Source organism: Oxalobacteraceae bacterium OTU3CAMAD1 (assembly GCA_024123915.1).
GTDB lineage: Bacteria > Pseudomonadota > Gammaproteobacteria > Burkholderiales > Burkholderiaceae_D > Rugamonas.
Genome location: CP099650.1, coordinates 6,558,803 through 6,579,744 on the forward strand (window position 1 = coordinate 6,558,803; position 20,942 = coordinate 6,579,744).

A 20,942-nucleotide genomic window follows, 5' to 3' on the forward strand; every position below is an offset into this window, starting at 1 on the left:
CCGCCTTGCCGGGTTACGTCGTGGTTATTCCAGGTTTTTCAGCACCGTCGTCAACTTTCCAAACAATTCATCGATATGTTTTTTCTCCAGCACCAGCGGCGGCGACAGGGCGATGGTGTCGCCGGTCGTGCGTATCAGGATACCGTCGGCGAAGGCCTGCTTGAACGCGGTGAACGCGCGCACACCAGGCTTGCCGGGAATCGGCGCCAGTTCGATGCCGGCGATCAGGCCGATAGTGCGGATGTCGATCACGTGCGGCAGTCCCTTGAGCGAGTGCACTGCGTCGGCCCAGTACTCCGCCATGCCAGCCGCGTGTTCCAGGATGTTCTGCTCCTTGAACACCTCCAGGGTCGCCAGCGACGCCGCGCAAGCCACCGGGTGGCCCGAATAGGTGTAGCCGTGGAACAGCTCAATGCCCGCCGGCGCGTCCATGAAGGCGTCGTGGATGTGCCGTTTGCTGAACACAGCGCCCATTGGAATGACGCCGTTGGTCAGCCCTTTGGCGGTGGTCATCATGTCCGGCTCGACGTCGAAGTAGTCCGACGCGAACGGCGTCGTCAAACGTCCGAAGCCGGTGATCACCTCGTCGAAGATCAGCAGGATACCGTGCTTGGTGCACAACTCGCGCAGGCGCTTCAGGTAACCCTTCGGCGGTATCAGCACGCCGGTCGATCCGGCGACCGGTTCGACGATGACGGCGGCCACGGTGGAGGCGTCGTGCAGCGCGACGATGCGCTCCAGTTCATCGGCCAGTTCGGTGCCGTATTCCGGCTCGCCGCGCGTGTAGGCGTTCTTTTCGAGATTGTGCGTGTGCGGCAGGTGGTCGACGCCGGGCAGCATGACCGTGTACTGCTTGCGGTTGCCGGCGATGCCGCCGACCGAGATGCCGCCGAAGCCCACGCCGTGGTAGCCGCGTTCACGGCCGATCAGGCGCGTGCGCGAAGCCTCGCCGCGCGCCTTGTGGTACGCCAGCGCCATCTTCAGCGCGGTGTCCACGGCCTCCGAGCCGGAGTTGGTGTAGAAGACGTGGCCGAAGCGGTGGTTGGTGTAGTCCATCAGCTTTTCGGCCAGGTCGAAGGCGGCCGGGTGGCCCATCTGGAAGGTTGGCGCGAAATCCAACTGGCCGACCATCTCGCGCACGGCGGCGACGATCTTCGGCTGCGCGTGGCCGCACGGGACGCACCACAGGCCCGCCGTGCCATCGAGGATGCTGTTGCCGTCGACGTCCTTGTAGTACATGCCTTCGGCCGACACCAGCAGGCGCGGATGGGCTTTGAAGTCCCGGTTGTTCGTGAACGGCATCCAGAAGGACGCCATCGATTCTGGTCGTGATTCGTTCATGCATATCTCCTGTGACGCCAAGCGGATTTTTTGACGAACCGTAAAAAAATTTACCAGTTGGCAAAATGATGATGCAATAATAGACAGCGCTACAACTATGGCACAGATACACAAATATCAAAACTGTCCAACCGTATTGGTAGTAAAAACAGTACAGTTTTGCTTTATGCCGCCTTTGGAGTCAAGGATGGAACAAGCGTATCCTGCGATCGATCAATCCGCCAACGGGCCGTCCTCGCCGCCCGGCGCGGCCGGCTGGCCCGTCGTCGCCATAGAGCGCAGCGGCAAAGGCAGCCTTGTGGATCAGATCGTCTCGGCCATCAGCGCGATGGTGGGCGCGCGGGAGTTGCGCATCGGAACCAAAATGCCGTCCGTGCGGCAATTCGCCAAGTGTAATGGCGTCAGCACCTTTACAGTTGTGGAATCCTACGACCGCCTCGTCACCCTGGGGCTGCTGTCCTCGCGGCGCGGCTCCGGCTACTTCGTGGCGCGCCAGGACCTGCCAGCGGTGCTGCTGCCGCTGGCAGGCGAGGCCACGCCGACCGCCATCGACGCCCTCACCGCCCACCTGTACTCCGGCATGTCCGACGCGCTGGCCGTGGGCGCCGGCTGGCTGCCGCCCGAGTGGTACGGCGAGGACACCATCCTCGACGCCGTGCGTCACGCCATGCGCATCCCGGCCAACCGCCTGCGCGGCTACGGCCATCCGCTCGGCTTCCCGACCCTGCGCCAGCACCTTGCCGCCTGCCTGACCGAAGACCTGTTCCCGGTGGAGCCGGAGCAGATCCTGCTCACGCACGGCGCCACCCACGCCTTCGATCTGATCCTGCGCACGCTCACCCGGCCGGGCGACACCGTCTTCGTCGAGGACCCGGGCTACAGCAATCTGCTGTCGCTGATCCGCCACCACGGCTGCGTGGCGGTCGGCATCCCGCGCGGCGACCAGGGACTGGACTTCGAGGCGCTGGCCAAACAGGCGGCGCACACCCAGCCCAAACTCATGTTCGTCAACACGGTGCTGCAAAACCCGCTCGGCACCTCGCTCAGCGCGGCGCAGGCGCACCGCCTGCTGGGCCTCGCCGAACAATTCGACTTCTGGCTGGTGGAGGACGACATCTACCGCGAGCTGGCGCCGCGCGGCGAGGCTTCGCTGGCGGCGATGGACGGCCTGCGGCGCGTGATCCGCGTCGGCAGCTTCTCCAAGACCCTGTCGCCGGTGCTGCGGGTCGGCTCGATCTGCGCCTCGGCCTCGCTGCTGCCGGAACTGGTGCGGGTCAAGATGCTGGCCGGGCTGACCACCTCCGAAATCAACGAGCGCGCCGTCTACCACGCCATCAGCGCGCGGCCCTACAAACGCATGGTCGACAAATTGATCGCCCAGCTGGAGGCGGCCCGCGAACGCACCATCGACAGCCTGCGCGGCGCCGGCATGACGCCCTTGGCCAAGCCGCGCGGCGGCATGTTCGTCAGCGCCGGCTGGCAGCAGGCCCCGAGCGCCGACTGGAACGGCCAGGTCATCGCCGACCAGGCGCTCAAGGCCGGCATCCTGCTGTCGCCGTGCGACTTCTTCATGCTGCGCCAGCCGGAGACGATCTGGTTCCGCTTCAACGTGGCCTACACCGACCACCCGCAACTACTGACCTTCCTGAGACACATATGTCGACAGCCAAACTGACCGCAGCGCCACCGCCGAAGATCAAACGGCGCGTCCTGAACCGCGACAAGCTCGAAGCGGAAATCGCCGCCGAGGCGGTGCGGGTGTTCGCCGAATGCGGCTACGAGGGCACGTCGATCGCCACCGTGGCGGAAAACGCCGGCCTGTCGAAGCAGAACCTGATGTACTACTTCCCCACCAAGCAGTCGCTGTACCAGCGGGTGCTCGACGAGGTGCTGGACGAATGGCTCGAACGCATGGAGAACCTGGCCGCCGAGGACCAGGAGCCGCGCGAAGTGCTGCGCACCTATGTGCAGGCCAAGCTGAAGTTCTCGCGCGAGCAGCCGTGGGCATCGCGCGTGTACGCGATGGAGGTGATCAGCGGCGCGCAGCTGTACGGCGCGCAGATCCAGAGCCGGGTGGTGCCGCTGCTGCGCAAGGACATCGAGGTGTTCGAGAAATGGATCAGCGCCGGCAAGATCGCGCCGATCAATGCCACGCACCTGCTGTTCGCCATCTGGGCGATGACGCAGTCCTACGCCGACTTCTCGGCGCAGATGGCGCTGGTGTTGAACCGCAAGCAGCTGAACAAAAAAGACTTCGACGACGCCGAAAAAGTCATCGTCGACATGGTGCTGGCGGCGATCAGCGTGCCGGCGGCATAATTCTTCTCCGGCACGCACCCTTTATTATGTGATAATAAAATTATTACAATAATCTAGGGTGGAAATATGAAACGACTTTTGGCAGCTGCGGTGAGCAGCGTGTGTTTTATGGCATCCGCGAACGCGGCGATATTGACGTATGAATTCACGTCGACCGTTTCCACGATATTCCTGAGCGATTTCAACACAAACACCAGTACCTATGTGGATAGCTATGCGGCGCCGCGCTACACAGTACAGAAAGGCGACATTATCCGCGGATCGTTCACCATCAACACCGCCCCCACGCTGACCGGGTGCTTCGAATCCGGAGACAGCATCTGCGTGTACTTCGACCCCAATCTGCAAAGCCATGTCAGGGCGTCCATCAACGGCACCGAACTGCATCTGCCGTCGAGCGACGCCAACGACAATGTCGTCACTCAACGCTCACTGGATGGCCTGGGCTATAACCGGCTCAACATACAGAGCAGCACCTCGCCCTACCCGATATCAGAGACTTCCAACATCCAGTTTATGGCGGAGCCACAGTACGTCGCCGTGGTCGACGGCGCCATTCCGCTGGCGATGCTAAATCTCACCCCGAACATCTCCGCTGACTACGGATACAGCTTCAGCGATTACGCCACCGGACTGGGATATTCCTTCTACGGCGCGATGACCTCCCTCACCTACATCGGCAGCGCACCCGGAAACAACCCGCCGCTCGCCGTACCCGAGCCGGAAACCTACGGCATGCTGATCGCTGGCATGGCTTTGGTGGCATTCGCGGCACGCCGGCGCGCCAACAAACCGACCAGCCCGACACCGGCCAGCATCATCGCATAGGTGTCCGCTTCCGGCACGGGGTGGCGTGCGCGCCGCCCATCGATGCCACAGCGACAATCGCGGCGGGAGCGGCGGTTCTCAAAACGGAGGCCATTCCATAGAGTTCCGCTCCTAATTGAGACGAAAAAAAAATCAACGACGCCCGGAAGGCATCGTTGATCTTTTTGTGAACGGGGCCGCCCGGCCCCAATGTCTGAATTAAGCTTGCTTGCGGCGGCGCGCCATGAAGCCCAGCAGGCCCAGGCCGGCCATCATCATGGCGTAGGTTTCTGGTTCCGGCACGGCGCCGGCGAAGTTGTTGATGTGGATCTCTGCGCGCGAATCGAGGTTGTTGACGTAGACGCCGCCTTCGATGTTGGCGTTGTTGATCAGGTTGGACTTGACGGCCAGGATCGAACCACCGAACTCGGCGTTGATGGTCAGGTCGGTGGCGTCGTAGAAGTTCCAGATCACCTTTTTGCCGGCGTCGCGGGCGCTGCCGCCCAGGAAGTTATCGTTGATCACGGCCGAAGTGATGCCGCTGTTCATGTAGACCGAGGTGGCGCCGTTGAAATTGAAGCTGAACTCGTGCACCAGGTTCTGGTTGAACAGCGTGTTTTCGATGCTGGTCAGGTCGAACACCGCCACGCCCTGGCTGTTGACTTGGGCGTTGAAGGTGGCCTTGCCCGCATCGATGACAACGCTGCTGCCGGTCGACTTGTAGGTTTTCATTTGCTGGGACACAGCGGTCAGTACCTTGCCCATGTCGGTCGACGTAGCGGCGACCGAGTTGGTCTCCTGCAGGCTGCCGGCCGCGACGGAACTGAGCTTGCTCACGTTGACGTTGCCGCCGTTGGTGCTGCCCTGCACGTAGACGCTGCCATTGCCGTTGTAGCTGGTGTTGATCGAGTTGCCGTAAATCGCGCTGCTGCCGTTGTTGACGATGGAATTGTCGATGTTGCCGTAGACGACGGCGCCCTTGTCGGTCACCTGGGTGCCGCTCATGGCTGCCTCGCCAGCCGCGACGCCCACGCCCTTGACGGTCACGGCAGCGTAGTTGGATGCGCGGATGTCTTGCGGATGCATGCCGAGAACGGCGCCGTTGCCCTGCATCGAACCGGTCACATAGGTGCGGCCGTCGACGTGCGACGACGATTTCATGTTACCCAAGGTAACGACGTTGAACTGATCGAAAATCTCTTGCTGGTTCAGCGAACCGGCCTGTGCTGGACCGGCGAGGAGCGCGGCCATGGCCAACGCGCTGAGTGCGAAATAACGGGACATTAAATTTCCTTAGCTTAAGAATAAATGCCGCTATGGCGGCACACAGATTACCAATTAACAACTCCAATTGCACGCAGTATATCATGAATTATTGCCTTTAATACATATATTTTTGATTTTAAACAACAACTGGTAGTTGCTACGCGATGCATGCCTGATCTCCCGCAGCAACACCGGCGCGTAACCGTGCATGCCGCCCGCCCCGCGATCACGCCACCATTCGTCGCCGGGTGGCGCCGGTCAACCCGCCCAAACAGCAGTTGATCGCAATCCCCGCCGGCGCCTCCGCGCTTTTGCTACAGTGGCCACATCGCAACACACCATGGAGACAAAACATGCGCAAGCCCACCACCGATTCCCTGTCCACCCTGCTCGACGAAATCTTCACCACCTGCATGCACATGCTGCGCCGCGCGGCCCGCCTGATCGGCGCCATGCCGCCGGCCGCGCTGCTGGGCGTGGCGCTGGCGCTGGCGCTGATCCTGGCCATCCTGCCGATGGCGATCGTGCTGTTCGCCGCCTTCATGCTGGTCAAGCTCGCGGTGCTCGGCTGCGTCATGGCCAAGCGCCGCCATCGCCACCGCAAGGAGCGCCTGCAATGAAAAAATCGCGGCTGGCCAAGGCCGGCTACGACAACGCCAAAAGCCTGCTCGACATCGTGCGCGAAATCGGCGAGACGGCCGCCAGCCTGTGGTGGCGCTTCTTCGACTGGCTCGCGCAGGTCGAATGGCGCAAGCTGATCATCATCTGGCTGCTGCTGTTGATCCTCGGCCTGACGCCGTTCGGCCTGCCCAAGCAGACGGTCGGCTTCATCCTGCTGTCGCTGGGCCTGAAGGTGCTGGCCGGCGGCAAGCGCAAGGCCGAGCTGGAGGCGCGCGACGCCACCAGCCACGCCGACGAGGAAGGCCTGGAGCGGCGCCTGGTGGAGGCGCGCATGGCCGCGCTGCAGGCGCAGGTCGAGCCGCACTTTTTGTTCAACACCCTGGCGCTGATCGGCCAGCTGATCGAAACCGATCCGCCGCAGGCGGCGCGCATCCACCAGAACCTGATCGACTACCTGCGCGCCACCCTGCCCCAGATGCGCGCCAGGGGCGCCGGCACCCTGGGACGGCAGATCGAAATGTCGCGCGCCTACCTGGCCATCATGCAGGCGCGCATGCGCGCGCGGCTGGCCGTCTCGGTCGACGTGCCGGAGCACATGCTCAGCGCCACCTTCCCGGTGATGATGCTGCAAATCCTGATCGAGAACGCCATCAAGCACGGCCTGGAGCCGAAGATCGACGGCGGCCGCATCGACATCCGCGCCAACGTCGACGGCCAGATGCTGCAGGTCGACGTCATCGACGACGGCATCGGCTTCAACGTCCACGCTGGCGACGGCCTGGGGCTGGCGAACGTGCGCGAGCGCCTGCGCATCCTGTACGGCCAGCGCGCGCAGCTGGTGATCGAGGCGCCGCTGACCGGCGGCACGCGCGCCAGCATCCGCGTGCCGTACGCGCCCGATATTTTCTCCGACGGGGCCAAATGAATCTGCCAATGAATCCGCACACGCCCCCGCAAACGAACCCGCAGCGCCGCGCCACCGCGCTGATCGCCGACGACGAGGAGCCGATGCGCGAACAGCTGCGCGCCCGCCTGCGCGAAGCGTGGCCGGGACTGGACATCGTGGCCGAGGCGGCCAACGGCATCGAGGCCGTGGCACTGGCCGGCCAGCACCAGCCCGACATCGTCTTCCTCGACATCCGCATGCCCGGCCTGTCCGGCATCGAGGCGGCGCGCATGCTGTTCAACCGCTGCCACCTGGTGTTCGTGACGGCCTACGACCAGTATGCGATCGAGGCCTTCGAACAGGGCGCGCTCGACTACCTGCTCAAGCCGGCCGGCGGCGAACGGCTCAAAACCACCTGCGCGCGGCTGCAAACGCTGATCGGCCGGCAGCCGTCCAACATCGAGCGTCAACTGGGCGCGCTGCTGGCGGCCCAAGGCAAGCCGGTCCGGCCCGACCCGGCCAAGCCCCAATACCTGCGCTGGATACAGGCGGTGGTCGGCGCCAACCTGCGCATGATCAGCACGCGCGAGGTGCTGTTCTTCCGCGCCGACGAAAAATACACGCGCGTCCAGACCGAGCAGTCGGAAGTATTGATACGCAAGACACTCAAGGAGCTGGCAGACGAGCTGGACCCGGACGAGTTCTGGCGCATCCACCGCTCGACGCTGGTGCGGGTGGACGCCATCGAGGGCGTCACGCGCGACCTGCGCGGCCGGCAAATGGTCAAGATCAGGAACTTCTCCGAACAGTTGGAGGTCAGCCGGGGCAACACCCACCTCTTCCAGCAAATGTAATGCCCTCTGGGAAATTTACATTTCTACATGCAATAAGTATAATGGCGGGCTTTATTCCCGTTCAGAAAATAATCATGCAATTCCTTAAATATTCCGCAGCACTGGCGTCCTGCGTCCTGCTATTGTCCGCCTGCGGCGGTGGTGGCGGCGGTGGCGGTGGCGGTGGCGGCGGAGCGGCCGGCGCCGACCAAGGCTGGCTGACCTTCACGCCCAATCCCGTCAACGTCGCGGCCAACCAAGGCCAATCGACCTGGTTCACCATCAACGCCAAGTCGTCGCGCACCATCACCCAGGTCTTCAATATCGGCATCGTCGAGCCCTCGGGCATGGTGACCACCGACGTCTCGCTGTCGCCGGTGAGCCAATATGAATACAACGCCACGCTGCGTACCAGCCCGACAATGGGCGCGGGCAGCCATACCGGCAAGCTGGAGGTGCGCCTGTGCGAGGACGATCCAAAGGTCTGCAATAAACCGATCAGCGGCTCGCCATGGTTCATCCCGATGACCCTGACCGTCAACGCCGCCCCGGTGGTCACGCCGCCGGTGGTCACGCCGCCCGTCGTCACGCCACCCGTGGTGTTGCCGCCGGTGACGGCGCAGTTCAACCTGGCCTCGATCGACGTCAGCACCTATGAAGGCGAGCCGGTCACCGTCGCCCTGTCGGCCGGCATCAGCCGCTCGCTGCTCGGCGTCGCCAATGTCGGCGTGGTCGATAGCAAAGGCTTGCTCGCCGCCAGCACCAACGACGCCAGTTTCACCGACTCGCTGCATTTCAATGCCACGCTGCAGACCGCCACCGGTTTGTCCGTCGGCAAACACACCGGCACGCTGCAGGTGCGCGCCTGCGAGGACAGCCTCGCCGTTTGCGCCAAGCCCGTCAGTGGCTCGCCATGGTCGCTGCCGATCAGCGTCAACGTCGTTTCCCAGCTCAACCTGAAGGCGCTTTCGACCCTGCCGCAAGTGCCCGACTGGAGCACGCATCAGGGCAACGCCGCGCATACCGGCGCCATCAATGCCAGCTTCGATCCCGCAGTCTTCACCCGCCGCTTCACCGTCGGCACCACCGGCGCCTACCAGGGCGGCGTGGCGACCGAAGGGGCCAACAGCTTCGCGGTCGTCTCCCTCGCCGGCCAATGGATGGTGCAGGCGATCAGCGACGTCACCGGCAAGGAACTGTGGCGCGTCAGCCTGGGTACGCTATCGAACGCGAACCCGCCGGCGGCGGCCAACGGCAAAGTCTACGTGACATCGACCGGCCACCAGGATTCGTATCTGTGGATACTGGACCAGCGCGACGGTTCGCTGCTGGCCAAACGCGCCATGAGCTCGCAATGGGAACACTATCTGGCGCCGACCATCGCCAACGGCGCCGTCTATACCAACTATGGCTATTACGGCGGCATGGCCAAGTACAACGGCACCGACGCCACGCCGCAGTGGGAAGTCGGACTGCCGCAATTCGATAACTGGACGCCAGCGGTCGACAACAACTACGCCTACACCTACGTCAACGGCACATTCCATGCGCTCGACAACGGCAGCGGCGCCGTCGGCTACACCGTCGCCGATCCCAAGTACAGCTGGCACGGCTGGAGCGCCGACGGCTCGGTGGTGCTGGGCGCGGGCATGTTGTACGCCTACGACGGCGGCCGCGTTACCGCGTTGAACCTGACGTCGCGTGTCATCGCCTGGAGTGCGTCGGGCAACGGCGTGACGGCGCAACCGGCCCTGGGCGCCGGGGCGCTGTATGTGTTGAGCGCGAACGGCACGGTGCTGGAAGCGCGCAATCCGGCCAGCGGCGCGGTGCAGTGGATATCGAACGATCTCGGCGCGGCCTACCGCCAGGTCGTCGTCAGCAACAACCTGGCGTTTGTCAGCAACGACAGCACCACACTGGCGATCAATCTGAACACCCGCAAGACGGTGTGGACCTATCCACTGGGCGGGAAGTTATCGATCTCCAAGCGGGGCGTGTTGTACATCGTCTCGCCGCAAAAGCTGGCCGCTGTCAATCTGCAATAATCCCCAGGGGCGTTGCCACCGCCGGCCTCCCCGGCACCGGTGGCAACGCGCGGCGACGATGTGAATTGTGAGCATCGCCTGACCGCTATCAAGGTACACTTGCTTTTTCCGGTCTGTTCGCATCAGCACGGCGAACGGACCGCGCGGAAAACCGATCGAATCTGTTCCATCGACAGAACGGGGAGACAAGAATGTCCGGCATACCCAAGCAAACCCTCTGCACCATTGTACCCTGCATGCGCTACCGCGACGCGCCCGCCGCCATCGAATGGCTGTGCGACACCTTCGGCTTCGAACCACAACTGGTCGTCCCCAACGAGGACGGCACCATCGCCCATGCCCAGCTCTCGTTCGGCAGCAGCATGATCATGCTCGGTTCCGTGTTCGACACCGAGTACGGCCGGCTGATGAAACAACCGGCCGAAATCGGCCACTTCGTCACCCAAAGCACCTACCTGGTGGTCAACAACGCCGACCTGGTGTACGGCCGCGCGCTGGAAGCCGGCGCCAAAATCCTGTTGGATATCAAAGATGAAGATTACGGCGGCCGGGGCTTCACCTGCCGCGACCCGGAAGGCCATGTCTGGAGCATCGGCACCTACGATCCGCAAGGCTGAACGCCGCCCTCAGCCCCGCATTAGGGCGTCGATCAGTCCTCGGTCTGTGACCTGTGTGGCATGGATGCGAATAATGTCGCTGTACAGCGGCGGCATCGCCGCGCAGATGGCGTCCAGCTCCGCCTGCGCGATGGCCGGCACGACATACTGGAACTGCCTTGGATTGGTCGGCGGCAGCGGTCCTTCCATCGTCGAGCCGTAAGCACCGAGATTCATGAAGCTGATCGCGCCGGCGTCCGGCCCCCTGGCGAAAACCAGGGTACCGTCCTTCGGGTGGCCCAGATAGCGGCGCACCTCTTCCTGCCGTTCCGGCGCGGCGCCGGCCATCAGTTTGTAGCGCAGTTGCGCGTAGGCGCGCGTGGCCTCCATAAAGGCGCTGCGGATGCCCGATTGTGCCATCCTGCCCGGCATGCAAAGCAGCAGATTGCCGAACGAATCGAGCAGCGCGACGGCGTCGCCTTGACCACCGCCACCATGTTCGCAGTCGCGCGCCATCGCCTGCAGCAGGAACGGAGCCAGGCCGGCATCGGGCGTGAGTGGCGCGCAGCGGTAGGCCAGCGCATCCGGATAGACCTGCTTCAGCGCCCGTACGATGGCGTGATCGGACGCCAAGGCGGCGGGATCGAGCAGCTGTTCCCCTGGCGGATCGGTCTGGAACAAGCGCATCACCTCATCGGATGTTGCCTCGAACACCAGCGCGCACAAGGCCTGCGTCGGTTCGGAGATGGTCTTGCCGATGAAGAAGGACTTGGGCGTGGCGCCGGAGGCTGCCCGCGCGTACAGCGAGGAACCCAAAATCGCCGGATAGCTGAAGGTCGATGCGGCTTGCGCGCGCAGCGCCTCCGGCAGCGCGCCGAAGCCGGCGCTGACGTCGTGGTCGATGCCGGCTTCGCGGTCCGGCGCGGCAACCACCACATTAAAGCCGCCGGCCAGTATCGCGCCGCTGCACATGCAGCACGGGTCGAGCGAGGTGACGATGGTGATGTCCTGCGGCGGCGGCAGGTCGCGGCCCTTGGCGCGTTCGGCGTAGTACCAGTCGATCAACTGGCGCTCGCCGTGGGCGGTGGGATCGAAAATCAAACCCTGCTTGATGACGTTGTTGTGCAGCGACTGCAGCACGTTGCCATGCTGGTCCAGCATCAGGCCACCGACGCCGAAGGTGCCCTGCGTCTTGGCGGCGATGGCCTCGGCCGCCGCGATCGCGACGGCCGCCTGCACATCGATCGTCTTCTTGAGGGCCAAAACGATTACTTCTTCAGATCGGCGCGGCCGAAGCCGTTCGGCAGCTGGGCGGCAGCCGTGGTCTCGAAGATGTCGCCTTTCAGGTTGGTCAGCAGCACCGGCAGCTCGTCGCCGCCCAGTTCCAGGATCACCTGGCGGCAGGCGCCGCAAGGGGCAATCGGGCCGTCGGTCTCGCCGATGACGACCAGCTGGTCGAATTCTCCCGGCTTGTAGCCGTGCGCGAAGGCGCTGAAGAAGGCGGTGCGCTCGGCGCAGTTGCACAAGCCGTAGGCCGCGTTTTCCACGTTACAGCCGTGGAAAACCTTGCCGTCGTTGGTCAGCAGCGCCGCGCCGACCTTGAAGTTGGAGTACGGCGTGTACGCCTTCAGCCGCGCGGCGGCGGCTTCGGCGATCAGTTCTTGTTTGTTCATGTGGGTCCTCAGGTAGCTGGCTTTTAACCCGCACCGCGAGACGGGGGTCGTACCCCGAGGGGTACGACCCCCGCCTTGCTTTGCGGGTGTTACGGACGAATCGTGCGATAGACGACCGGGTTGGCCGCTGGAGCGGCGTCGCCGATCTGATAGGCCGCCTGGATCTCGCGTACCGCCTGCTCCGCCGCTTCCTGGGTGCGCGCGTGCACCATCGCCAGCGGCTGGCCGGCTTCGATCTTGTCGCCCAGGCCCGCGAGTTGCGTCAAACCGACGGCGAAGTCGATCGGATCGGCCGCGCGGCGACGTCCGCCGCCCAGGCTCACCACCGCCAGGCCGATGCCGCGGCAATCGGTGGTCGAGGCGTAGCCGGATGTCAGCGACGGCGCCGGAATGACGATAGGCGCCTTCTCCAGATGCTTGTCCGGATTTTCCATCAAGTCGGCCGGACCGCCCAGCGCCACCACCATGCGCGCGAAGCGCTCGGCGGCCGAACCGTTGTCCAGGCAAGCCTGCAACTTGGCGCGCGCTTCCGTTTCGTTGGCGGCCAGTTTGCCCAGCACCAGCATCTCGGCGCACAGCGCCATCGTCACTTCGTGCAGGCGTGCAGGGCGCGACACGCCCGTCAGGTAATCCATCGCACCGCGCACTTCCAGCGCGTTGCCGGCGTACGGCGCCAGCGATTCGTTCATGTCGGTCAGGATGGCCGAGGTCATCATGCCCGCGCCGTTACCGACCTTGACGATGCTGTCCGCCAGCTCGACCGACTTGTCGTAGGTCGGCATGAAGGCGCCGCTGCCGGCCTTGACGTCCATGACCAGCGCGTCCAGGCCGGCCGACAGCTTCTTCGACAGGATGGAGCCGGTGATCATCGCCACCGATTCCACGGTGGCGGTGACATCGCGCACGCCGTAGAAGATCTTGTCCGACGGCGCGAGCGACGACGTCTGGCCGATGATGGCGACGCCGACTTCCTTGACGACTTTGCGGAACAGGGTGTTGTCCGGGACCGTGGTGTAGCCGGGGATCGAATCGAACTTGTCCAGCGTGCCGCCGGTGTGGCCCAGGCCACGGCCGGAAATCATCGGCACGAAGCCGCCGCACGCGGCGATCATGGGGCCGAGCAGCAGCGAGACGACATCGCCGACGCCGCCGGTCGAATGCTTGTCGACCACGGGACCCGGCAGGTCCAGCGAGCGCCAGTCCAGCACTTCGCCGGAGTCGCGCATGGCCAGGGTGAAGGCCACGCGTTCGTCCATGGTCATGTCGTTGAAGAACACGGCCATGGCCAGCGCCGCGATCTGACCTTCGGTCACGCGATTGCTGGTGATGCCACCGACGAAGAACTGGATCTCTTCGGCGCTAAGGACGCCGCCGTCACGCTTTTTGCGTATGATCTCTTGAGGTAAAAACATGCGATTCTCCGCGTTGAATATTAGGTATTAAGAAGGATGCCGGCGGCTCACAAATGGCGGATTACGGCGTTCCGCCTAATCCGCCCTACGTGTATCCGCGATACGCGAACGGCGCGTGCCCACATCACGGAACCGCGATCCACGCATGGGACGCGGCCACGCTACGGAGACACGTAGGGCGGATTAGCGAAGCGTAATCCGCCATCCGCGCGCCGTCGGCGGCTCAATTAAACGCCGTAAGGTATCCAGACATTCTTGACTTGCGAGGCATGCGCCAGCACTGCGCGGCCGCCACTTTGGGCCGTACTATACCAGTCGCGCCCCTTGGCGCCGCCGACCCAGGTGCGCTTCAGCGAACCGGCAGACAGACGCTCCACCTCGGCGCAACCCTCGGCCGAACCGTCGTGACGCCACACCGCGTCGATATCCGAATGCGTCGCCAACGTACGCGCCAACTCGTCGGCCGAACCGGTGACGATATTGATCACGCCATCCGGCAGATCCGACGTATCGAGCACCTGGTACAAATCGGTGGCCGACAGCGGATGCGCTTCCGACGGCACCACCACCACGCGGTTACCCAGCGCGATCGCAGGCGCCACCAGCGAAATGAAGCCCAACAAAGGCGCCTCGTTCGGGCAGACGATGCCGATCACGCCAACCGGCTCGTGCAACGCCACGGTCACGCCGTGCATCGGCGGCTGGTGCGCCAGACCGTCGTACTTGTCGGCCCATGCCGCGTAGTAGAACAGACGCTCGATCGACGCTTGAACTTCCTTCTCGGCGTTCTTGGTGCCGGTCATCGCGGCGATACGCGCGGCGAATTCCTCGCCGCGCGCGGCCAGGTTCTCGGCGATGTAGTACAGCACCTGCGCGCGGTTGTGCGACGTCGCTTTCGCCCAGCCCCCCGCCTTGTGCGCCGCTTCCACCGCGTTGCGGATGTCCTTGCGACTGCCCTCGCCCACTTCGGCGATGAAGGCGCCGTCGGCGCCGTGCACCGGACGGCTATAGGCGCCGTCAGGGCGCGCCTGCTTGCCGCCGATGTACATTTTGGCGGTGCGGTCGATGGCGAATGCACCTGCGGCCGGCGATGCCGCCTTGGCCTTTTGCTTGGTTTCCACCAGCGGCGCCGCCGGACGCGCATCTTCGGACAGCGCGGTCATGTACTCGTACATGCCTTCGCGGCCGCCCTCGCGGCCGAAACCCGATTCGCGGTAGCCGCCAAAGCCGCAAGCGGCGTCGAACTGGTTGGCGGTGTTAATCCACACCACGCCGGCCTTGATCTGCGGCGCGACATCCAGCGCCAGCGAGATGTTCTCGGTCCACACGCAGGCGGCCAGGCCGTAGACAGTGTTGTTCGCCAGTTGCACGGCTTCCGGCGGAGTGCGGAAGCTCATCGCCACCAGCACGGGGCCGAAGATCTCGGCCTGCGCCACGGCGGCGGAGGTCGACGCACCGGTGATCAGGGTCGGCGGATACCACGAACCGTTGGCCGGGATCTCGCATGCAGGCTGGTACACGTCGCAACCTTCGGCACGGGCCGCTTCCACCAGGCCGGCGATACGTTGCTGCTGCACCGGATCGACCAGCGCGCCGATGTCGATCGACTTGTCCAGCGGCGAACCGAGGGTCAGCTTGTCCATGCGGGCGCGCAGCTTGGCGAGGAATTTGTCCTGCACCGATTCCTGCACCAGCAGGCGCGAACCGGCGCAGCAAACCTGCCCCTGGTTGAACCAGATCGAATCGACCAGGCCCTCGACGGCGGCGTCCAGATCGGCGTCGTCGAAGACGATGAACGGCGACTTGCCGCCCAGTTCCAGCGACAGCTTCTTGCCGCTGCCGGCGGTGGCCACGCGGATCAAACGACCTACTTCGGTCGAACCGGTGAAGGCGATCTTGTCGATGCCCGCATGGTTGACGATGGCCTCGCCCACGCGGCCATCGCCGGTGACGATGTTGACCACGCCGGCAGGCACGCCGGCCTGCACGCAGATCTCGGCGAACAGCATCGCCGTCAGCGACGTGAACTCGGCCGGTTTGAAGACGATGGTGTTACCGGCGGCCATGGCCGGGGCGATTTTCCACGACAGCATCAGCAGCGGGAAATTCCACGGCACGATCTGGCCGACCACGCCAACGGCGCGGTAGTCGGCGAATTCCTCGGCCTGCAGCTGCGCCCAGCCGGCGTGATAGTAGAAGTGGCGCGCGGCCAGCGGCAGGTCGACATCGCGCGTTTCGCGGATGGTCTTGCCGTTGTCCAGCGTCTCGAGCACCGCGAACAGGCGCGCATGCTTTTGCAGCAGGCGCGCCAGCGAGTACATCACCTTTGCGCGGCCGTGGCCACCCAATGCCTGCCAGCCCGGCTGCGCGCGGCGCGCCGCTTCGACGGCGCGATCGACGTCGGCGCCGGTCGCCTGCGTCAGGTCGGCCAGCTTGCCGGCATCGGCCGGATTGGTCGAGGCGAACAGTTCACCCGGCTCGCTCCACGCGTTGTCGATGAACAGACCGAAGGTGCGGCCGTGCTGCTCCAGCCACGCTTGCGCTTCTTTTTGGCTTTCGGGTGCTGGGCCGTATTCCATGGTATTCAGGATCTCTTTAATAGATGGCATGACGTGGTCCGTATTAAGGTTGTGCGTGGCGATGAGCGGCCGAGTAGTTCCCGGTCACGTAGTGCTCAAGCTGACGCTCGATGTCGGTCAGCAGGCTGGATGCGCCGATGCGGAACAGGTGCGGCTCCAGCCACTCGTTGCCCAGCTCCTCCTTCATCAGGGTCAGGTACTGCAGCGCGGCCTTGGCCGTGCCGACGCCGCCCGCAGGCTTGTAGCCGATCTTGAAACCGGTCTGCTCGTGGTAGTCGCGGATCGCGCGCACCATCGTCAGCGAGACGGGAATCGTCGCGTTGACCGGCTCCTTGCCGGTCGAGGTCTTGATGAAGTCCGCGCCGGCCATCATGCAGACCCACGACGCCTTGGCCACGTTTTCCAGGGTGACCAGTTCACCGGTCGCCAGGATGGCCTTGACGTGCGCTTCGCCGCAAGCCTGGCGGTAAGCCACCATCTCGTCGTACAGCGCCTGCCAGTTACCCGTCAACACATGCTGGCGGGTGATGACGATATCGATCTCGCTGGCGCCGGCGGCAACCGACAATTCGATCTCGCGCACCTTGGTTTCCATGCTGGTCAAGCCGGCCGGGAAGCCGGTCGACACGGCGGCGATCGGCAGGCGGCCTTGCAGCACCTGCACCGCCGGCTTGATCATCTCGTGGTACACGCAGACGGCGCCGGTGGCCAGCTTGACGTCCTGCAGGCCAAGGGCCTCGACCAGGTCCGCGCGGAGCGGACGCATGGCCTTCATGCACAGGCGCTCGACGCGGCCTGGGGTGTCGTCGCCGGACAAGGTGGTCAGGTCGATCAGGCCGATGGCCTTGACCAGCCACGCGGCCTGATATTCCTTCTTGACCGTGCGGCGGTTGGCCAGGCTGGCGGCGCGGCGGTCGGCCGCGCTCTTGTTGATGTGGATATGGTTGATCCAGCCCAGGTCCAGCGGGACCGCTTCGTTACGTTTGAAATCAGTAATTACGCTCATAACAGATTGCTTCCGTGGGAAAGTGGTTTCACGCCGAGGTGGTGGGCCAGGGTCTGGCCGATGTCGGAGAAGGTTTCGGAGATAGGCAGCTGTTGCGCCTTCACGCCCGGACCGAAGAAGATCATCGGAATATGCTCGCGGGTGTGGTCGGAGCCCGGCCAGGTCGGATCGCAGCCATGGTCGGCGGTGATCACCACCAGGTCGCCCTCTTTCAACTGGGCGATGAACTCGGGCAGGCGCGCGTCCATCTCGTGCAGCGCGTTCGAGTAGCCGGTGACGTCGCGGCGGTGGCCGAAGGCCTGGTCGAAGTCGACGAAGTTCACGAACGTCAGCGACTTGTCGCCTGCTTCCTTTTCCACCTTCATCAGCGCGTCGAACAGCGCCATGTTGTCCTTGCCCTTGACCAGGCGCGAGACACCCTGGGTGGCGAAGATGTCGCTGATCTTGCCGAGGGCGATGACTTCGCCGCCATCGTTCTTCACGTGGTCCAGCAAGGTGGGCGCCGGCGGCGCGACGGCGTAGTCGTGACGGTTGGTGGTACGGGTGTAGTTGCCGTTGGCGCCCGTGAACGGACGCGCGATCACGCGGCCGATGTTGTACGGCTCGACCAGTTTGAAGGCGATCTCGCACACTTCGTACAGGCGCTCCAGGCCGAACGACTCCTCGTGCGCGGCGATCTGCAGCACCGAGTCGGCCGAGGTGTAGATAATCAGCTTGCCAGTGGCGACATGTTCATCACCATGCTTGTTGATGATTTCCGTGCCGGAGGCGTGGCAGTCGCCCAGGAAGCCCGGCACGCCGGTCAGCTCCTGCAGCTTGCTGGTCAACTCGGCCGGGAACGACGGCACCGTCTTCGGGAAGTAGCCCCAGTCGAATTCCACCGGCACGCCGGCGATTTCCCAGTGGCCGGACTGCGTGTCCTTGCCGGTCGAGCGCTCGCGCGCGGCGCCGTAGGCGGCGGTGAAGCCGTCGCGCTGCGAGAAGCCCTCGGCCCATTCGCCGCTGGCGGCATGGGCGGCGGCGGCCAGGCCCAGTTTTTCCATCGTCGGCAGCGACATCGGCTTGCCGGTCTTGGCGGCCCAGGCGGCGATGTGGCCGAACGTGTTGGCGCCAACGTCGTTGTATTTGGCTGCGTCGGGCGTGGCGCCCAGACCGAAGGAGTCCAGCAGCAGGATAAATGCGCGTTTCATTGAGAGCTCCTAGAAAGCAAAAAGTGCGGATCTCAAAAGCGAAACCCGCACTGCAAATCTGGGGTCGTACCCAACGGGTACGACCCCGCACTACCGGGTTTATGCCTGCGGTGTTTTGGCCACGTTGGCCAGGAAGCCGAGGATGACTTCAATCAGCGACGTCGCGGCGATGGCCGCGTACTTCAAGGTCTGCTCGTGCGACAGCGGGAACGGCGACAGGCCTTCGGCCAGGTTGGTGATGGCGGACACGCCGACCACTTTCAGGCCGCAATGACGGGCCGAGACCACCTCCGGCACCACCGACATGCCGACGACGTCGGCGCCCAGCGTCTTGAAGGCGCGGATTTCGGCCGGGGTCTCGAAGTTCGGGCCGGCGTAGGCGATGTACACGCCTTCGTGCAAGGTGACCTTCTTCTCTTCGGCGGAAGCCTTCAGCAGCGCGCGCAGGTCGGCGTCGTAGGCGTTGGCCATGCTGAAGAAGCGCGGACCGAAACGCTCGTCGTTGGGACCCATCATCGGCGTGCCGGGCATGAAGTTGATATGGTCGGTCAGCGCGACCAGCGCGCCCGCGTCGACTTCGGTGCGCAGCGAACCGGCGGCGTTGGTCACGAACAGCATCTCGCAGCCCAGCAGCTTCATGGTGCGCACGGCGCTGGTCATCACGCCCAAGCCATAGCCCTCGTAGACGTGGCCACGGCCCTTCATGCACACCACCGCCACGCCGGACAAGGTGCCGATCACCAGTTCACCGGCGTGACCGTGCACGGTGCTGATCGGGAAGCCCGGCAGTTCGTTGAAGCTGATGGTGACCGCGTCGGTCATCTGCTCGGCCAGCACGCCCAGGCCGGAACCCAGGATCATGGCGACGCGCGGCTTGAAATCCGCAGGAATGCGCGCGCGGATGATTTCGGCGGCCTGGAATGGGGAATTATTAGACATGGTTATCCTCTGTTTTTATAGATGACGCGCTGCGGGCCGTGGGTTGGCCGATTGAAGTTTTACTGCGGATACTGACACTATGCATCATTCCCTATATGTATGGCAAATACCATTTTTCTTCCGGATTTATACATAAACCCTATAAATCGGCGGTATTATTCATGCGGATGAACTGAGCCGGCCCGGCCTGCCGCCGGCTCATTGACCGCTAACAAACAAATGTCTATTATAAAGGACAAATGTTTTAAGGCCGACCGTGAACGATATTTCTAAAAAAGAACAGCTCTACGAGCTGATCCGCGCCAACCCCTTCATCTCCCAGCAGGACCTGGCGGTCGGCCTGCGCCTGTCGCGCTCGGCCGTGGCCGGCCATATCGCCAGCCTGATCCGCGAGCGCCGGCTGCTGGGCCGCGCCTACGTGCTGCCCGACAAGCGCCCCGTGCTATGCATCGGCGCAGCCAACCTCGACCGCAAGCTGCGCAGCATCGCCGCCATGCAGCTGGGGACCTCCAACCCGGCCACCGCCGAGGAAGTCTACGGCGGCGTGGCCCGCAACATCGCCGAGAACCTGGCGCGCCTGAATTTGCCGACCGCGCTGCTGACCGCGCTGGGCGACGACGGCGCCGGCCGCGCGCTGCGCGAGCACGCGGAAAACGCCGGCATCGACATACGCGGCTCGCTGAACCTGGCCGACACCGCCACCGGCACCTACACCGCCATCCTCGACGAGCGCGGCGAAATGGTCGTGGCGCTGGCCGACATGGCGCTGTACGACCGCATGACACCGGACTTCCTGGCCAACCGGCTGCCGCAGCGCGCCGCCGCCTCGATGACGGTGGCGGACCTGAACCTGCCGGCCGACAGCGTCAGCGCGCTGCTCGATAGCGCCCGCGCCGACAACGTGCCGCTGATATTGGTGGCGGTGTCGCAGCCGAAGATGGCCCGCCTGCCGGCGGACCTGACCGGCCTGCGCCTGCTGATACTCAATCGCGGCGAACTTGAAACGATCGCCGACCGCGCGCTGCCGACCGAGGCCGACGTGCGCCTGGCCTGCCGCGCCGTGCTGGCGCGCGGCGCCAGGGATATCATCGTCACCTGCGGCGGCCAGGGCGTGTTCCACACCCGCGACGGCGAGCTGGTATGGCTGGCCGCGCAAGAGGTGGACGTGGTCGACGTCACCGGCGCCGGCGACGCCTTCTCGGCCGCCGTTTGCTGGTCGCTGTACCAGGGGAGCCAGGACCTGACGCTCGCCTGCCGCCGTGGCCTGAAGGTCGCCGCGATGACGCTGGAAAGCCACGACACCGTCTCGCCCATGCTGGCCGCCGATATCCTCGACGAGATCCAGGATTTTTATCCGACGCCGACCTCACCTATCCCGCCGATGCTTTCGAGCTTCGAGCCTCCCCTCTTCCCCCATAAGGACTGACCC

Annotated in this window: 17 protein-coding genes; 8 read left to right on the forward strand and 9 right to left on the reverse strand. The window is 64.4% G+C overall.

What is annotated here, in order from left to right; translation table 11 throughout:
* Positions 1–24: 24 nt before the first annotated feature.
* Entirely contained in the window at positions 25–1,341 is a 1,317-nt protein-coding gene (locus NHH88_27955; protein USX13448.1) for an aspartate aminotransferase family protein, read from the reverse strand.
* Between the two features lie 187 nt (positions 1,342–1,528).
* Between NHH88_27955 and NHH88_27960 the strand changes: the two genes are divergently transcribed.
* Complete coding sequence (locus NHH88_27960) at positions 1,529–3,016, forward strand: PLP-dependent aminotransferase family protein (GenBank protein USX13449.1); 1,488 nt, start codon at positions 1,529–1,531, stop codon at positions 3,014–3,016.
* Positions 2,998–3,660 carry a TetR/AcrR family transcriptional regulator gene (locus NHH88_27965; GenBank protein ID USX13450.1) on the forward strand — a complete coding sequence of 221 codons (663 nt, stop codon included), beginning with the start codon at positions 2,998–3,000 and terminating at the stop codon, positions 3,658–3,660. The genes NHH88_27960 and NHH88_27965 overlap by 19 nt, the downstream gene beginning before the upstream one ends.
* 1,026 nt (positions 3,661–4,686) lie before the next feature.
* Here NHH88_27965 and NHH88_27970 read toward each other — a convergent pair.
* Entirely contained in the window at positions 4,687–5,751 is a 1,065-nt protein-coding gene (locus NHH88_27970) for a choice-of-anchor A family protein (GenBank protein USX13451.1), read from the reverse strand.
* 335 nt (positions 5,752–6,086) lie between these two features.
* On the opposite strand from NHH88_27970, the gene NHH88_27975 reads away from it, so the two are divergent.
* The 5 genes from NHH88_27975 (at position 6,087) to NHH88_27995 (ending at position 10,735) form a co-directional block, all read left to right on the forward strand.
* Positions 6,087–6,353, forward strand: a complete 267-nt coding sequence (locus tag NHH88_27975; GenBank protein USX13452.1) for a hypothetical protein — start codon at positions 6,087–6,089, stop codon at positions 6,351–6,353.
* Entirely contained in the window at positions 6,350–7,279 is a 930-nt protein-coding gene (locus NHH88_27980) for a histidine kinase (protein USX13453.1), read from the forward strand. Before NHH88_27975 ends, NHH88_27980 begins: the two co-directional genes overlap by 4 nt.
* Entirely contained in the window at positions 7,276–8,094 is an 819-nt protein-coding gene (locus NHH88_27985) for a LytTR family DNA-binding domain-containing protein (GenBank protein ID USX13454.1), read from the forward strand. Before NHH88_27980 ends, NHH88_27985 begins: the two co-directional genes overlap by 4 nt.
* A 74-nt stretch (positions 8,095–8,168) precedes the next feature.
* On the forward strand, positions 8,169–10,118 hold the full coding sequence (locus NHH88_27990; protein USX13455.1) for a PQQ-binding-like beta-propeller repeat protein: 1,950 nt from the start codon (positions 8,169–8,171) through the stop codon (positions 10,116–10,118).
* A 191-nt stretch (positions 10,119–10,309) separates the two neighbouring features.
* Complete coding sequence (locus NHH88_27995) at positions 10,310–10,735, forward strand: VOC family protein (protein USX13456.1); 426 nt, start codon at positions 10,310–10,312, stop codon at positions 10,733–10,735.
* A 9-nt stretch (positions 10,736–10,744) separates the two neighbouring features.
* Here the strand turns inward: NHH88_27995 and NHH88_28000 are convergent, their stop codons facing one another.
* The 7 genes from NHH88_28000 to xapA all read right to left on the reverse strand — a co-directional run bounded on the left by NHH88_28000 (position 10,745) and on the right by xapA (position 19,513).
* Complete coding sequence (locus tag NHH88_28000) at positions 10,745–11,977, reverse strand: nucleoside deaminase (GenBank protein ID USX13457.1); 1,233 nt, start codon at positions 11,975–11,977, stop codon at positions 10,745–10,747.
* Positions 11,978–11,982: 5 nt separating this feature from the next.
* Positions 11,983–12,387 (reverse strand): cytidine deaminase, encoded by a 405-nt coding sequence (locus tag NHH88_28005; protein USX13458.1) that lies wholly within the window; start codon positions 12,385–12,387, stop codon positions 11,983–11,985.
* Between the two features lie 89 nt (positions 12,388–12,476).
* Positions 12,477–13,799: a thymidine phosphorylase gene (deoA, locus tag NHH88_28010; GenBank protein USX13459.1), complete on the reverse strand. Its 1,323-nt coding sequence runs from the start codon at positions 13,797–13,799 to the stop codon at positions 12,477–12,479.
* Between the two features lie 227 nt (positions 13,800–14,026).
* A complete protein-coding gene (locus NHH88_28015) occupies positions 14,027–16,378 on the reverse strand; it encodes an aldehyde dehydrogenase family protein (protein ID USX17455.1) in 2,352 nt (783 codons plus the stop codon).
* Positions 16,379–16,421: 43 nt separating this feature from the next.
* Entirely contained in the window at positions 16,422–17,384 is a 963-nt protein-coding gene (deoC, locus tag NHH88_28020; GenBank protein USX13460.1) for a deoxyribose-phosphate aldolase, read from the reverse strand.
* The gene (locus NHH88_28025) at positions 17,381–18,574 is read right to left on the reverse strand and encodes a phosphopentomutase (protein ID USX13461.1); all 1,194 of its coding nucleotides are present in this window, start codon (positions 18,572–18,574) and stop codon (positions 17,381–17,383) included. Before NHH88_28025 ends, deoC begins: the two co-directional genes overlap by 4 nt.
* Before the next feature lie 99 nt (positions 18,575–18,673).
* The gene (xapA, locus tag NHH88_28030) at positions 18,674–19,513 is read right to left on the reverse strand and encodes a xanthosine phosphorylase (GenBank protein USX13462.1); all 840 of its coding nucleotides are present in this window, start codon (positions 19,511–19,513) and stop codon (positions 18,674–18,676) included.
* A gap of 256 nt (positions 19,514–19,769) precedes the next feature.
* Here xapA and NHH88_28035 point away from each other — a divergent pair, with 256 nt between their 5' ends.
* Positions 19,770–20,939, forward strand: a complete 1,170-nt coding sequence (locus NHH88_28035) for a winged helix-turn-helix transcriptional regulator (GenBank protein ID USX13463.1) — start codon at positions 19,770–19,772, stop codon at positions 20,937–20,939.
* The last annotated feature ends 3 nt before the right edge of the window (positions 20,940–20,942 follow it).